At 55.1% G+C, this 14,708-nt stretch carries 9 protein-coding genes; 5 read left to right on the top strand and 4 right to left on the bottom strand.

Annotated elements, in window-relative coordinates; translation table 11 throughout:
• Window positions 1-11: 11 nt before the first annotated feature.
• The gene (locus AC52W5_RS11115; protein ID WP_074975496.1) at window positions 12-794 is read right to left on the bottom strand and encodes an enoyl-ACP reductase FabI; all 783 of its coding nucleotides are present in this window, start codon (window positions 792-794) and stop codon (window positions 12-14) included.
• A 305-nt stretch (window positions 795-1,099) separates the two neighbouring features.
• On the opposite strand from AC52W5_RS11115, the gene AC52W5_RS11110 reads away from it, so the two are divergent.
• From AC52W5_RS11110 to AC52W5_RS11090, 5 genes are read left to right on the top strand one after another with little or no spacing between them, the layout of a single operon-like run.
• Window positions 1,100-3,352, top strand: coding sequence for an ABC transporter substrate-binding protein (locus AC52W5_RS11110; RefSeq protein ID WP_495671050.1), 2,253 nt, complete (start codon window positions 1,100-1,102; stop codon window positions 3,350-3,352).
• Window positions 3,353-3,363: 11 nt separating this feature from the next.
• On the top strand, window positions 3,364-4,341 hold the full coding sequence (locus AC52W5_RS11105; protein WP_495671049.1) for an ABC transporter permease: 978 nt from the start codon (window positions 3,364-3,366) through the stop codon (window positions 4,339-4,341).
• Window positions 4,342-4,362: 21 nt separating this feature from the next.
• The gene (locus tag AC52W5_RS11100) at window positions 4,363-5,823 is read left to right on the top strand and encodes an ABC transporter permease (protein WP_495671048.1); all 1,461 of its coding nucleotides are present in this window, start codon (window positions 4,363-4,365) and stop codon (window positions 5,821-5,823) included.
• Window positions 5,824-5,859: 36 nt separating this feature from the next.
• Window positions 5,860-7,959: an ABC transporter ATP-binding protein gene (locus AC52W5_RS11095; RefSeq protein WP_495671047.1), complete on the top strand. Its 2,100-nt coding sequence runs from the start codon at window positions 5,860-5,862 to the stop codon at window positions 7,957-7,959.
• A gap of 17 nt (window positions 7,960-7,976) precedes the next feature.
• Window positions 7,977-9,584 carry a peptide chain release factor 3 gene (locus AC52W5_RS11090; protein ID WP_074975492.1) on the top strand — a complete coding sequence of 536 codons (1,608 nt, stop codon included), beginning with the start codon at window positions 7,977-7,979 and terminating at the stop codon, window positions 9,582-9,584.
• 17 nt (window positions 9,585-9,601) lie between these two features.
• On the opposite strand, the gene AC52W5_RS11085 is transcribed toward AC52W5_RS11090, so the two are convergent.
• The 3 genes from AC52W5_RS11085 to AC52W5_RS11075 all read right to left on the bottom strand — a co-directional run bounded on the left by AC52W5_RS11085 (window position 9,602) and on the right by AC52W5_RS11075 (window position 14,299).
• Window positions 9,602-10,489 carry a fructosamine kinase family protein gene (locus tag AC52W5_RS11085; protein ID WP_495671046.1) on the bottom strand — a complete coding sequence of 296 codons (888 nt, stop codon included), beginning with the start codon at window positions 10,487-10,489 and terminating at the stop codon, window positions 9,602-9,604.
• Between the two features lie 9 nt (window positions 10,490-10,498).
• The gene (gene argH / locus AC52W5_RS11080; protein ID WP_495671045.1) at window positions 10,499-11,935 is read right to left on the bottom strand and encodes an argininosuccinate lyase; all 1,437 of its coding nucleotides are present in this window, start codon (window positions 11,933-11,935) and stop codon (window positions 10,499-10,501) included.
• A gap of 159 nt (window positions 11,936-12,094) precedes the next feature.
• Window positions 12,095-14,299: a primosomal protein N' gene (locus AC52W5_RS11075; protein ID WP_074975489.1), complete on the bottom strand. Its 2,205-nt coding sequence runs from the start codon at window positions 14,297-14,299 to the stop codon at window positions 12,095-12,097.
• Between the last annotated feature and the right edge of the window lie 409 nt (window positions 14,300-14,708).

Below are 14,708 nucleotides of genomic sequence, written 5' to 3'. Positions count from 1 at the left end.
ATGCTCCGGGATTAGAGGGTGTCGAAGGCAATCGTGTTGAATCCGGCATCGACATGGGTAATTTCACCTGTTATGCCGCCTGCCAGATCACTGCATAGAAAGGCGGCGACGTTGCCCACATCCATGATCGATACATTACGCCGCAGCGGCGCGACCTTCTCCGTGTAGCTCAGCAGCTTTCCGAAATTGCCGATTCCTGCCGCAGCCAACGTTTTGATCGGCCCTGCCGAAATCGCATTGACGCGTATTCCCTTGGGACCCAGGCTGGACGCCATGAAGCGGACATTGGCTTCGAGACTTGCCTTGGCGAGGCCCATAACGTTGTAATTCGGCATCACCCTTGTTGCACCCAGATAGGAGAGCGTCAGAAGCGCGCCATTTCGCCCCTGCATCAGCGGAAGGGCGGCCTTTGCCAGCGCCGCGAAACTGTAGGAACTGACATCGTGGGCAATACGAAAAGCCTCACGGTTTACGGTTTCAAGATAATCTCCGCTGAGCGCATCGCGTGGAGCAAAGGCAATGGAATGAACAATGCCATCGAGGCCATCCCAGCGCTTTGCCAGATCATCGAAACATTGGGCGATTTCCTCATCCTTTGAAACATCGCAGGGAAACAGCAGATCGCTGTCAAATTCCTTAATGACTTTTTCGACCCGTTCACGCACACCTTCTCCTTGATAAGTAAAAGCAAGCTGGGCGCCCTCGCGATGCATCGCCTTTGCGATGCCATATGCAATCGAACGGTTGGTCAGAAGGCCCGTGATGAGAATGCGCTTGCTGGCGAGAAATGTCATGTCATATCCTTGCTGCGTTGAAGTAATGATGTGAAATATGGAAATATGGAAATATGGCGTCCCTGTTCGTCCGGATATCCCGAAGTCACGCGGCCGGCTTGAACTCCTGAAGAAACTGCGGGTCAAGGTACACGGGCAAATAACATGAGGTATAGCGTCAACTGAAGTATACGCTGAACCTGGCCAACTCCCGGCATTATAGCTTCAACTGTTGCATGCTTGTAGAATCACACGGTTTGCCGAAAATCTGCTCATGAGGAATCAAGAATTGCCGCTGTACCATCAAGCCTGTGTTTACCCGATTTTTGAATAAGACCGCAACCTTGCCAGCGACGCATTTCCTTCCCGCATTCCTTGCTGTTCTGGTGTGTGCCTGCAGCGACAACCCGTGGAACAGTCCATATCCTGCCGCGGATGCGGAAAAAAATATACTTTATGCTGCTTTTGCCGAGCGTCCCAAGCACCTGGACCCGGTGCAGTCATACAGCTCCAATGAGATTCTTTTTACGGCGCAGATATATGAACCGCCGCTGCAATACCATTACCTGAAACGTCCCTACGAATTGATTCCCGCTACCGCGACGAAAATGCCGGAGGTGCATTATTTTGACGAAAAAGGCGCGCGCCTGGGCGACAATGTGGACGCCGACCAGATCGCCTTTACCGTTTATGAAATTTCAATCAAGTCCGGTATACGTTATCAACCTCATCCGGCCTTTGCCAGGGACTCACAGGGAGAGTTCCTGTATCACAGGCTTGGCGAGGAGGATGTACATGGCATATACAGGTTGAGCGATTTTCCGCAAACCGGCTCACGGGAACTCACTGCTGCGGATTACGTTTTTCAGATCAAGCGGCTGGCTCATCCCCGGCTGCACTCCCCCATTTTCGGCCTGATGTCCGATTACATCATGGGCCTCAAGGAATATGCGGCAACGCTCGAGATGGCGGCCAAAGAACGCTCCAGGGAGCAGGGGGAGCAGAGCCGTCCGGAGCAGGACGGGGAGGATTACCTGGATCTTGCGCGTTATCCCCTGGAGGGGGCCGAGGTAGTGGATCGGTATACCTATCGTATCAAGATCAAGGGCAAATATCCCCAGTTCAGTTACTGGCTCACAATGCCCTTTTTCGCGCCGATTCCATGGGAAGCGGATCGCTTCTACAGCCAGAAAGGATTGGCGGAAAAAAATATCAACCTTGACTGGTATCCCGTTGGGACCGGCCCTTATATGCTGTCGGAAAATAACCCCAATCGGACAATGGTCCTGGAAAGGAATCCCAATTTTCATGGCGAAACCTATCCTGCCGATGGAATGCCAGGAGATGTGGAAGCCGGGTTGCTGAAAGATGCAGGCAAGCCCTTGCCTTTTATAGAAAAGGTCGTATATAGCCGGGAGAAGGAAAGCATTCCGCGCTGGAACAAGTTTTTGCAGGGTTACTATGATTCATCCAATATCGGTTCCGACAGTTTTGACCAGGCCGTGCAGTTGACAGGACAAGGAGAGGCCACCGTAACTGAAGCAATGAAGGAGCAGGGTATTCGGCTGGAAACGGCTGTTGCGGCTTCCACAAATTACGTTGGTTTCAACATGCTTGACCCGGTTGTCGGCGGCGTGGGGAAACATGGCCGCGAATCGGCCAGGAAGTTGCGCCAGGCGATTTCCATTGCAGTGGATTACGAGGAGTATGTCTCCATCTTCGCCAACGGACGCGGTATTCCGGCGCAAGGCCCGATTGCTCCAGGCATCGCCGGTCATCGCGAGGGCAAAGAAGGTATCAACCCGGTGGTCTATGAGTGGGTAGACGGGCGGCCCCGCCGCAAGTCGATCGAAGTGGCCAAGGCATTACTGGCAGAGGCAGGCTATCCCAACGGTATCAGCGCGAAAACTGGCGCGCCGCTGGTACTTTATTTCGATGTCACGGCCCGGGGGGCTGAGGATAAATCCAGCCTCGACTGGATGCGCAAGCAATTTCAGAAACTCAACATCCAGTTGGTGGTGCGCAGCACGGACTACAACCGCTTCCAGGACAAGATCCGGAAGGGCAATGCCCAGATTTTCGAGTGGGGCTGGAACGCCGACTATCCCGATCCGGAGAATTTCCTGTTCCTGCTACATGGTCCGCAGCAAAAGGTAGGCAATGAAGGCGAGAACGCTTCCAATTACTCCAATTCCGAATATAACCGCTTGTTCGAGCAAATGAAGAATATGGAGAATGGCCCCGCTCGCCAGAAAATCATCGATAGAATGGTTAATATCCTCCGCCGTGACGCACCCTGGCTGTGGGGCTACCATCCCAAGGATTATGGCCTGTATCACTCATGGTATGGCAACGCCAAGCCGAACAGGATGTCAAACAACAATGCTAAATACCTGCGCATAGACGGAGTCTTGCGCGAGCAGAAGCGACGTGAATGGAATGAACCAGTAGTCTGGCCGATGGTTGTAGGACTGACTGTGCTTGCCGGAAGTCTGCTTCCCGCCGTGCTTGTTTACCGGCGTAGGGAACGAGGGACAGGAATATCGGATGGCGCGCTGAAAATGGAAGCTCAGGGATGAGAGGATGACTGATGCTTAATTACATCATCCGGCGCATCCTGTATGCGCTCCCCATTCTGGTTGGCGTAAACCTGATTACTTTCACCTTGTTTTTCGTCGTAAATACACCCGATGACATGGCGCGCATGCAGCTTGGCATCAAGCGTGTTACACCGGACGCCATCGCCAAGTGGAAACAGGAACGCGGTTATGATCAGCCGCTGATGTTCAACAATGCCCGCGAGGGCCTGGAGAAAGTCACCCGTACCATATTTTTCGAGAAATCCATCGCCATGTTCGCGTTCCGCTTCGGTTACTCCGATGACGGGCGCGACATCGCCTACGAAATCAGGACACGCATGCTGCCCAGTCTCGCCATTGCACTCCCGGTATTCGTGCTGGGGCTCATCGTTTATATCGTCTTCGCATTGACAATGGTATTTTTTCGGGCTACCTACGTGGATTTTTGGGGTGTGGTACTATGCGTCGCGCTAATGTCCATCTCAAGCCTGTTCTATATTATTGGAGGGCAATTTCTGATCAGCAAATTGTGGCATCTCGTGCCCATATCAGGTTACAGCCAGGGACTGGACTCGGCCAAGTTCCTGGTGCTGCCGGTGATCATCGGCGTCATCAGCGCGGCCGGTGCAAACACGCGCTGGTACCGTACACTTTTTCTTGAGGAAATGGGCAAGGACTACGTGCGTACTGCCCGGGCCAAGGGCTTGCCGGAAAGTGCCGTGCTGTTTCGGCATGTGCTGCAGAATGCCCTGATTCCAATTCTTACCGGGGCCGTTGTGGTAATTCCCCTGTTGTTTCTGGGAAGCCTGATCGTGGAATCATTTTTTGGCATTCCGGGATTGGGCAGTTATACCATCGATGCGATCAACTCTCAGGATTTTGCCGTGGTGCGGGTGATGGTTTTCCTGGGATCGTTGCTCTATATCGTCGGACTGATATTGACCGACATTTCCTATACGCTGGTGGATCCGAGGATAAGGCTGGAATGACAATATTCCGGCAAGGTTGACATGTCTTTCAAACCTGTAATCCTGTGGACCGATGCGCTCGTCTACGTTCTGGTTGCCGTAATCGTTATCTTTGCCTGGCAGGTGCGGCGCCATGAACATCTTCTCGCGCCCTGGCGGCGTGTCGGACATAGCGCAAGCGGCATGGCGGCACTCACCATACTGATGTTCTTTATCGTTATCGGGTTGCTCGACACGATACATTTGCGTCCCGCCATCGAAAACGGCAATGGCGGCAGTGAAGCCGCTTACGGGGTCGAAGTGTTGAGCCTGCTCGACCTGCTTGCAACGCCTCTGCGCACGCAGGTGGAAACAACCTACTCGGCGCCTTTCGCCACGCATCTCTACGCTCGCGAAACCGTGGAGTTGCCGGGCGGAGGGCAGGTACGCGAATTCCCCCGTCTGAAATTTGGTGGAGCGCACCTGCAGGATCCGGAAGCTCAGCTTGCCGGCGATATTGCCACCAGAGCTGGAGCAGGCGCGGGCCTTGCCCTGCTGCTCTGGTTCTTGATCGCGACATCGGTGACAGCGATCGTGGCACACCGCAGGGATGAAAGGTTTATGTCCACGCTTTCCACAATCTGGCGGGGCATTACTCCGGTGCCCTGGAGAGCGGTATTTGTGACGCTTGCCCTGATACTGCTGCTTGGCGGTGCCGCTCTTGCATTGTGCAGCGATTACCACATTCTTGGCACGGACAAGGTGGGTCAGGACGTATTTTACCAGTCCCTCAAGAGTATCCGCACCGGACTTCTCATAGGAACGCTCACGACACTGATGATGCTTCCTTTTGCATTGCTTCTCGGAGTTGCCGCAGGTTATTTCCGGGGTTGGGTAGATGACTTGATTCAATACCTGTACACCACGCTCAGTTCGATTCCGGGTGTTCTGCTGATCGCTGCCACCGTGCTGATGATGCAGGTTTATATGGAGACTCATCCCGAGCTGTTCGATACAATCGCTGCGCGCGCTGATCTCCGATTGCTGTTTCTCTGTGTCATATTGGGGGTTACAAGCTGGACTGGCCTGTGCCGGCTCCTGCGGGGCGAGACCCTGAAGCTGCGCGAAATGGAATATATCCAGGCAGCCCATGCGTTCGGCGTTTCCCACTGGCGCATCATCAGCCGCCATATTATCCCCAACGTGATGCACATCGTGCTGATCACTACCGTGATGGATTTCAGCGGGCTGGTGCTGGCAGAGGCTGTACTGTCCTACGTGGGAGTGGGTGTCGATCCTTCAACCATCAGCTTTGGCACCATGATCAACGCTGCGCGTCTGGAAATGGCGCGGGAACCGATGGTATGGTGGGCGTTGTTTGCCGCCTTCACCTTCATGTTTGCGCTGGTCCTGAGCGCGAATCTCTTTGCCGATGCGGTACAGAGTGCATTCGATCCAAGGATGAAGACTCTGTCTGCGCTGGCGAGAACATGGCGCCGGAAAAGCATCGGGAAGAGTGCGTAACCAGTTCCCTTCTTCCGCAGAGGATTCTCTCCCGTCATGAATTCAGTTCTTGAAATCCAGAATCTCGAAACCGTTCTGCATACGGAGTCACGGCCGGTCTGGGCGGTTGATGGGCTTACGCTGCAGATCATGAAGGGTGAAACATTTGCACTCCTGGGGGAATCCGGGTGTGGCAAATCCATCACTGCGCTTTCGATAATGCGGCTATTGCCGGAAGCTGGCGAAATCGTGGGCGGTTCTGTCCGTTTGGGCGACGAAGACCTGCTGCTGCTTCCGGAGGCAGCCATGCGCAATGTGCGCGGGAAGCGCATTGGCATGATTTTTCAGGAGCCGATGCTAAGCCTCAATCCGGTGATGACCGTGGCCCAGCAAATTGGCGAGGTATTGCAGCGCCATTTCGACTTGCGTGGACAAGCGGCGGAAAAACGCATCGTGCAAATTCTGGATCAGGTGGGAATACCGGATGCAGCAAGCCGCATGAACGAATATCCTTTCCAGTTTTCCGGCGGAATGAAGCAACGGATAATGATCGCCATGGCCCTGGCCGGAGAGCCTGAACTCCTGATTGCCGATGAGCCCACTACCGCGCTGGATGTGACCATCCAGGCGCAGGTGCTGGAGCTCATGCGTGGCCTGCAGCAGCAGGGTGGCATGGCAATCTTGCTGATTACCCACGATCTCGGCGTGGCTTCGGAGATGGCGCATCGAGTGGGAATAATGTATGCAGGGGAAATCGTGGAAACGGCGAGTCGTGAGTCATTTTTTCGTGGTCCGGCACATCCCTATTCCCGCAAGCTCCTTGCTGCGTTACCCGACAGAGACAGGCGCAAGCAGGGTCATCGGCTGGATGCGATCAAGGGCAACGTTCCCTCCCTGTCACGGGAATTCGTTGGCTGCCGTTTTGCGGACCGGTGCGACCAAGCCTGGGAATTGTGTCATCAGGTGGCACCGGGATGGACCGCGCTGACCGGAGAGCAGCAGGTAAGATGCCACCTCTTTAATCAGAATTTTGGATCAAAGATCGTCAAACCGGCGGTTTCGGGGCAAGCTGGCGCGCCGGCAAGGCTGGATGCGGAAAGCAGGGAATTTGAATCCTTCCCCAGTGCTGGAACGGAGCAATCAACGCCTGATGGTTCCCTGTTATCCGTTACTGATCTGAAGGTTTATTTCCCTATCCACAAGGGCTTGATGAGGCGTGTAGCGGGGTACGTCAAGGCAGTCGACGGAATATCGCTCAAGATTGACCGGGGCAAAACGCTGGCGCTGGTGGGAGAATCCGGCTGCGGAAAGACGACGGCAGGAAAAGCCATGCTGCAACTCATCCCCCCCACGGCGGGCAGCGTGCGCTATAACGGGGTAGAACTGGTAGGTCTGGAGCGCAACCGGTTAAGGAGCCTGCGCGGTGAATTCCAGCTTATATTCCAGGACCCGTATTCGTCACTCAATCCCAGAATGCGCATTGTCGATATTATCGAAGAGGGAATGAACGCCCTCGGGGTCGAAGATGACGGAAAAGAGCCCAAGGAAAAAAGAGTGGATGAGTTACTCGAAAGTGTCGGCCTGCCAGCAGAGACCAAATGGCGTTACCCTCATGAGTTCTCCGGCGGGCAGCGTCAGCGGATAGCCATTGCCCGCGCATTGGCCGTCAACCCGAAGTTGATCGTCTGTGATGAGCCCACCAGCGCACTGGATGTATCGGTGCAGGCCCAGATTTTAAATCTGTTGAGGGAACTGCAGCGCAATCTGGGCCTGGCCTATCTGTTCATTACCCATAATATTTCAGTAGTCGAATACATTGCGGATGAGATCGCGGTCATGTATCTGGGAAGGATAGTGGAACGCGGGTCCGTGGACGAAGTTCTGGACAGCCCCCGTCATCCCTATACCCAGGCACTGTTATCCGCTGTTCCCGTTATCGAACTGGAGTCGAAGCGAAAGGTTATTCGCCTGCACGGCGACCTTCCGTCCCCCGCCAGCCCGCCACAAGGCTGCCATTTTCATCCCCGTTGCTCCCACGTCATGCCGGTCTGCCGTAAAAACTACCCGGCAGCAAGCATATTCAGTTCAACGCATACGGCACACTGCTATCTTTATCCTCAAGACGAAGAGCAGTCAGACCGTAAAACACAGGCATAAGATAAGGAATACCTCGAATGGTTGGTCAGGAAGTGGCGCGCAGGCGCACGTTTGCCATAATTTCTCACCCGGATGCCGGTAAAACGACACTCACGGAAAAATTACTGTTATTCGCCGGCGCCATCCATATCGCCGGCAGCGTCAAGGCGCGGAAGGCAAGCCGTCATGCCACCTCCGACTGGATGGAGATCGAGAAGCAGCGGGGCATTTCGGTTGCCAGCTCGGTCATGCAGATGGAGTATGGGGATTGTGTCATCAATCTGCTCGATACACCGGGGCACCAGGATTTCTCGGAGGACACTTACCGGGTGCTGACCGCAGTGGATGCCGCCCTCATGGTGATCGATGCCGGCAATGGCGTGGAAGCCCAGACATTACGCTTGCTGGAGGTGTGCCGTGCACGTAACACCCCCATTATCACTTTTGTAAACAAGATGGACCGGGAAGTGCGCGAGCCGCTTGATCTCATCGATGAGATCGAGCGAACACTGCGCATGGCAGCGGTGCCGTTCACATGGCCGATGGGGATGGGACGCAGTTTTCAAGGCGTCTTCGATCTGCGGCACAATCACATGCGTGTTTTTCATCCCGGTTCTGACAAGCTGGACGATGAAGATGAAATCATCAAAGGCCTGGATAATCCGCTGCTGGCAGAACGTTTTGGACACCAGGCTGCGAATCTGCAGCAGGAAATCGAGCTGATACGTGGCGCTTCGCCGGAATTCGACCAGGAAGCGTTTCTCGCAGGCCGCCAGACTCCGGTTTTTTTTGGTTCGGCCATTAATAACTTCGGCGTGCGTGAAGTGCTGGATGCCCTGGTAGGTCTTGCCCCGCCACCTGGTTCACGCAGCGCATTGCAGCGTCACGTGCAGCCGAACGAACCGCGGTTTACGGGAGTAGTGTTCAAGATTCAGGCCAACATGAATCCGGCTCACCGCGATCGTATCGCCTTCGTCCGCATCTGTTCCGGCCGGTTCGAACGCGGCATGAATTTGAGAGTCGCGCGTAACGACAAGGATATTCGTACCAACGGGGTCGTATCTTTCCTCTCCCAGCGCCGCGATTTGCTCGACGTTGCCTATCCCGGAGATATCATCGGCATTCCCAACCATGGGACATTGCAACTCGGGGATACGCTGACAGAAGGAGAGCGCTTGCAGTTTACCGGCCTGCCATTTTTCGCGCCGGAGATCTTTCAGACGGTGGAGATTGCCGATCCTATGCGCAGCAAGCAGCTCAAACTGGGGCTGGCGCAATTGGGCGAAGAGGGTGCGATCCAGGTTTTCAGGCCTCATCTGGGCAGTGCGCTGCTGCTCGGCGCGGTCGGGGCTTTGCAGTTCGACGTCGTCGCGCATCGCCTCAAGCATGAATACAGCGTGGAAGCCCGGCTTGCCCCGGCAAAATACCAGCTGGCGCGATGGGTTACTGCTGAGGATGCACGTGAACTCAAACGCTTCATCGATACCAACGCCCACCGCATTGCCTACGATGCCGTAGGCGCGCCGACCTTCCTGGCTTCCTTCGGCGCGGAACTCAGCGTGGCTGAAGAAAACTGGAAACACATTCGTTTCCACAAAATGCGCGAGCACGCCGGACTTGTGTTTCAGGAGTCTGTCGATGTCTGACAGCCTCGAAGCGAACCTCAGCGGATTTCCGCGAGCAGCCTGCCTATCATCTGTTCCGCCTGGCTGAGATATCCTCGGCCGAACAGGTTGAGATGGTTCAGTATGTGATACAGGTTGTAGAGGGTTTTGCGGGTTGCATAACCCGCATCCAGCGGATAGACCGCCCGGTAAGCCGCATAAAAACTGCCGGAAAAGCCGCCAAACAGTTCAGTCATCGCAATATCGGTTTCGCGGTCGCCATAGTAGACGGCAGGATCAAATATGACGGGTTGCCCCGTTTCATCGAAATTGTAGTTGCCGCTCCAGAGGTCGCCGTGCAGGAGCGACACCGCGGGTTGTCCGTCAGGAAAGAAGCAATCCAGTTCCTCCATCAAATGCTTCCCCTGCGTCTGTAACTGTCCCGAGTAGCCATTGGCCTTCGCCAATTGCAATTGATATCCTAAACGGTGCTTGCGCCAGAAATCGATCCAGTTGGACGAACGCTCGTTAATTTGCGACGTCGCCCCAATGGTGTTATTGCATGTCCACCCGAATTCTCCGGAAGAGACATGGTGCATTGCAGCCAGGCCTTCTCCCAACGCACTGGCGCCGCTACCGGAGCCGCCGTGCATCTCCACATATTCCAGCACCAGCCACGCCGCAGAAGTATTTCCGCTCCAGCATATTGGCGCAGGCGCACGCAGGGTGCGGGAATTGTGAATTTCCTGAAGACCCGCAGCCTCCGCCTCAAATATCGAAAGACATTCCGGACTGTTCAGTTTGACGAAGAACCGTTGGCCGTTCCCTTCGATTCGATACGCCTGATTGATGCAGCCGCCGCCCAGGGGAACAGTTGTTTGTACGGTAAAAGGAGCGCCGGTGAAATGGGAGATTTGCGCCGCGATTTCTGTCCAAGGCTGTTGCATAAGGTTGCTTCAGGCAATTGCGCGGCTGGCAGTTGCGGATAGCCATTCCCTTGCCCGCCGTATGGCGGCGGCAACCTGTACCGGGGCAGTACCGCCAATGTGATTGCGGCTATTTAACGACCCTTCCAGCGTCAGCACAGTGAAGATATCGTCCATCACCAGCGGGGAGAATTGCTGCAGTTCCGGCAGGGTGAGCGCGCTCAAGTCGCGATTGCTGTCTTCGGCAAAGCGCACTGTCTGCGCTACTGCTTCGTGCGCTTCACGGAAAGGCAATCCCTTTTTTGTCAGATAATCGGCAAGGTCGGTGGCTGTGGCATATCCGCGCGTCGTTGCTTTCCGCATGGCAGCATGCTTGACGCGTATACCAGCCAGCATGTCGGCATAGATGCGCAGCGTATCCGTCACGGTGTCTACCGTATCGAAGAGAGGCTCCTTGTCCTCCTGGTTATCCTTGTTGTACGCAAGCGGCTGGGCCTTCATCAGGGTCAGCAATGCGACCAGATGGCCGTTCACGCGCCCGGTTTTGCCGCGCACCAGCTCGGGCACGTCCGGATTTTTCTTTTGCGGCATGATGGATGAGCCGGTACAGAAGCGGTCAGCCAGGTCGATAAATCCGAAAGATGGGCTCATCCACAAGATGAGTTCCTCGGACAAGCGCGACAGATGCGTCATGATCAGCGCTGCTGCCGCACAGAATTCAATGGCAAAATCACGGTCGGAAACGGCATCCAGAGAATTTTCACAGACACCCTCAAAACCCAGTTCCCGCGCTACCATCGCGCGATCGACGGGATAGCTTGTTCCTGCCAGCGCGGCGGCTCCCAGCGGGAGTTTGTTCACGCGCTTTCTGCAATCGGACAAACGCTCCACATCGCGTTTCAGCATTTCGAAATAGGCCATGAGGTGGTGTCCGAAGACGATGGGTTGCGCCACCTGCAAGTGCGTGAAGCCGGGCATCACCGTATCGAGATGCTGCTCGGCCAGATGCAGCAACGCGTTCTGCATGACATGGATCAGGTCGATGATCCGGTCGATCGAGGCGCGCAAATAGAGCCGTATGTCCGTCGCTACCTGGTCGTTGCGGGAACGTGCCGTGTGCAGCCGTTTCCCGGCGTCACCAATCAGCGCGGTCAGGCGCTTCTCGATATTGAGATGAACGTCCTCCAGGGCCAACTGCCAGACAAATTCCCCACCCTGGATTTCCTGCCGGATCTGGCTCAGGCCCCGTTCGATGGCGGCGAGGTCATGATGACCGATAATGCCACCCGAAGCGAGCATGCGCGCATGGGCGAGGGATCCCTGGATATCGTACTCTGCCAGTCGCTTGTCGAAACCCACCGACGCGGTATAACGCTGAACCAGTTCCGAAACTGGCTCATCAAAGCGTCCTGACCATGTGTTTGTGTTATCGCCGGGCAGCGCTTCCGTGCTTTTTGAGGCCGTCATAATGTTTCCGGTGGAATGGCTTACAAAGGTAGAGTCCTTTGAAACCACTTTCTATCGTTGTTTCAGAAAAGAAAGTAACGAGTATAAATCAAATCATCTGTCACAATGCCGCAGCCCTGCGTCAGGAATGTTCCAGAGGAATTTATGCGCCGAATATTCCTAGAATTCCAGCGGGTCGATGTCCAGCGTCCAGCGCACTTTATGGCTGGGAAGGCTGTCGAGCTTCGTGCGCCAGCTCCCGAGGAATTCCTGCAGCTTCTTCCTGGACCTCGACTGCACCAGCAGATAAGCGCGCTCCATTCCCTTCAGCCGCGCCATTTGTGCCGGAACCGGATCAAATACCTCAATCTGGTGTGGCGCTTTTGCCATCATTGCCGCATTGGCAAGAAAGGCAAGTGCGGTAGCAATTGCCGGGGCGTCGGCCCGTAATAGAGCCTGATGGACGAATGGCGGGAAGCGCGCGGTTTTCCTTTCTTCCAGCAGCATCCGGGCAAGCGTGTCGTAATCGTGCTGGCGCAGTGCGCGGTAGAGCGGGTGATCGGGGAACTCGGTTTGAATCAAAACTTTGCCGAGGGTACCTGAACGCCCGGCGCGCCCGGCTACCTGCATCAGTTGGGCAAACAATCGCTCCGATGCACGGAAATCGGTGCTGAACAGGGAGGCATCCGGGTTCAGGATACTGACCAGTGACAGATTTGGAAAATCGTGTCCTTTCGCGAGAATCTGCGTGCCCACGAGCATGTCCACGCGCTGCTCGCGAATATCTTTCAATATCCGCTGCCAGGAATCTTTCCGCCTCGTGCTGTCGCGATCTATCCGGGCGATACGGGCATGGGGGAAAAGCCGGGTCAAGGCAGCTTCGATTCGTTGTGTGCCGTGACCAAAAGGAGCAATATCCTGATTCCCGCATTCCGGGCAGAGGCTGGGAAATCCCGCTTGATGGCCGCAATGGTGACAGCGCAGTTTTTTTTCGCGCAAGTGGACGACCAGACGGCTGGCGCAGCGGTGACAGACAGCTGTCCACCCGCATGCTCTGCATAGCAGAATTGGCGCGTAGCCACGGCGGTTTATAAAAACCAGGCTTTGCTGGTTTGATGCCAGGCATTTTTCCAGTGCGGTGATGACTGGAGGCGAAAAGCCCTCCTGAGTTTTTATTTTACCGATATCGATACAATGCACGGTTGGCAGGGAGGCATTGTCGGCGGCGCGCGAGGGCAGGCGCAAGAGGAGATAGCGTCTCGTAATGGCGTTGTAATAGGTTTCAAGCGACGGAGTGGCCGAGCCCAATACTATGGGTATCCCGGCGCGCTTTGCACGAAAGACAGCGACATCCCGGGCCGAGTAGCGCAAGCCCTCCTGCTGTTTGAATGAGAGATCGTGCTCCTCATCCACGATGATCATTCCCAGCCTTGGCAGTGGAGTAAATACAGCGAGCCGGGTGCCCAGTATTATTTCGGCTTCTCCAAGTTGTGCCTGGACCCACCCCTCGGCGCGTTCGGTGGGATTTAACCCGCTATGGAGGCTGGCCAGCCGTACGCCGGGAAAGCGCGCGCGGAAGATGGCCTCCAGTTGAGGCGTCAGGTTGATCTCCGGGACGAGGACGAGCGTCTGTCGCGCCTGGCGCAGCAACAGTGAAATCAACCGCAGGTATATCTCCGTTTTTCCGCTGCCGGTTACCCCATGCAGCAGCCATGTATTGAATTCCCCCATTTTGGGGACTATCGCATCGATCGCGTTTTTCTGCGCAGTGGTCAGGACGGGAAGCGTTTGTGTTTCTTGAGGCGAAGAAGCCGAAACGACGGGAGGTGCAACAGGTATTTCTTCCACCCATTGCAAAGCGACAAACTCCTTCATGACTTCAGAAGTCCGCCTGGAAAATTGTTTTGCCTCCCCATCTTCGATCATCCCGGATTCCTTCAGCTTTACCAGAAGCTTGCGTCTGGCAATGCTGCGACCTGGAATGGCCGATATATCGACAGCGCGGCCCTTCGTCGTAAGGCGGTATTGAAAAATGGCGGGCGCCGTGCGAATGAAAAAAGGTTGACTGCTGCGCAATCTGGCCGGAAGGCCATTCATTACCACTTCTCCCAGTGGGTGGTGGTAATACTCGCTGCAAAAACGGAATAAATCGAGCAACTCCGGTGGCAGGGGTGGAACATCGCGAAATACTTGGTCGGCTTGCTTGATCTTATCCGGGGAAATGTCGGAGTGAGAGGCCACTTCCATGATAACCCCCGCCATCCGGCCTTTTCCAAAGGGAACGAATACGCGGCAACCGATATCGTGTTTCGTTACTCCTGCCGGGGCGAGATAATCGAAAAGTATATTCAAAGGCTTATCAAGCGCCACGCGAATGATGGACATGCCAGGACGAGCGGTGATCGGGGGTGGAAAGGGGGTATGATAAACGCGGCAGGGATGAAATACGAATCCTGTCGGTCAGGCAAGAATGACTCGCTTCCCAGCTGATGTCTCCCCTATCCGGGTTCTCGGGGCCTCAGGAGATGTCGAGTTTTCTTACATCCGGGGTAATAAAAATATAAAGAGAATGTACAACTCCTTGAATTATATATAAACAATATTTCTGGCACGAGATATGCTGGAGTCTTTGGAATGCCTGGTATGACTAAGGATCAATAGATTATCGCGCATTTTGCCCTATTTGCCCACTGACAAACTGCTTGACTTAAGTGTATGGCGGGGAGTAGTCTTTACGGGCTTATGGGTATGTAAAGTACTGGTAGCGGGAATATGGGTGGTACCAGGGAGGGGT

The organism is Nitrosospira sp. CT (assembly GCF_059489795.1).
The sequence above is the reverse complement of the archived record's forward strand: the minus strand, read 5'-3'. Positions and strand labels throughout refer to the sequence as shown.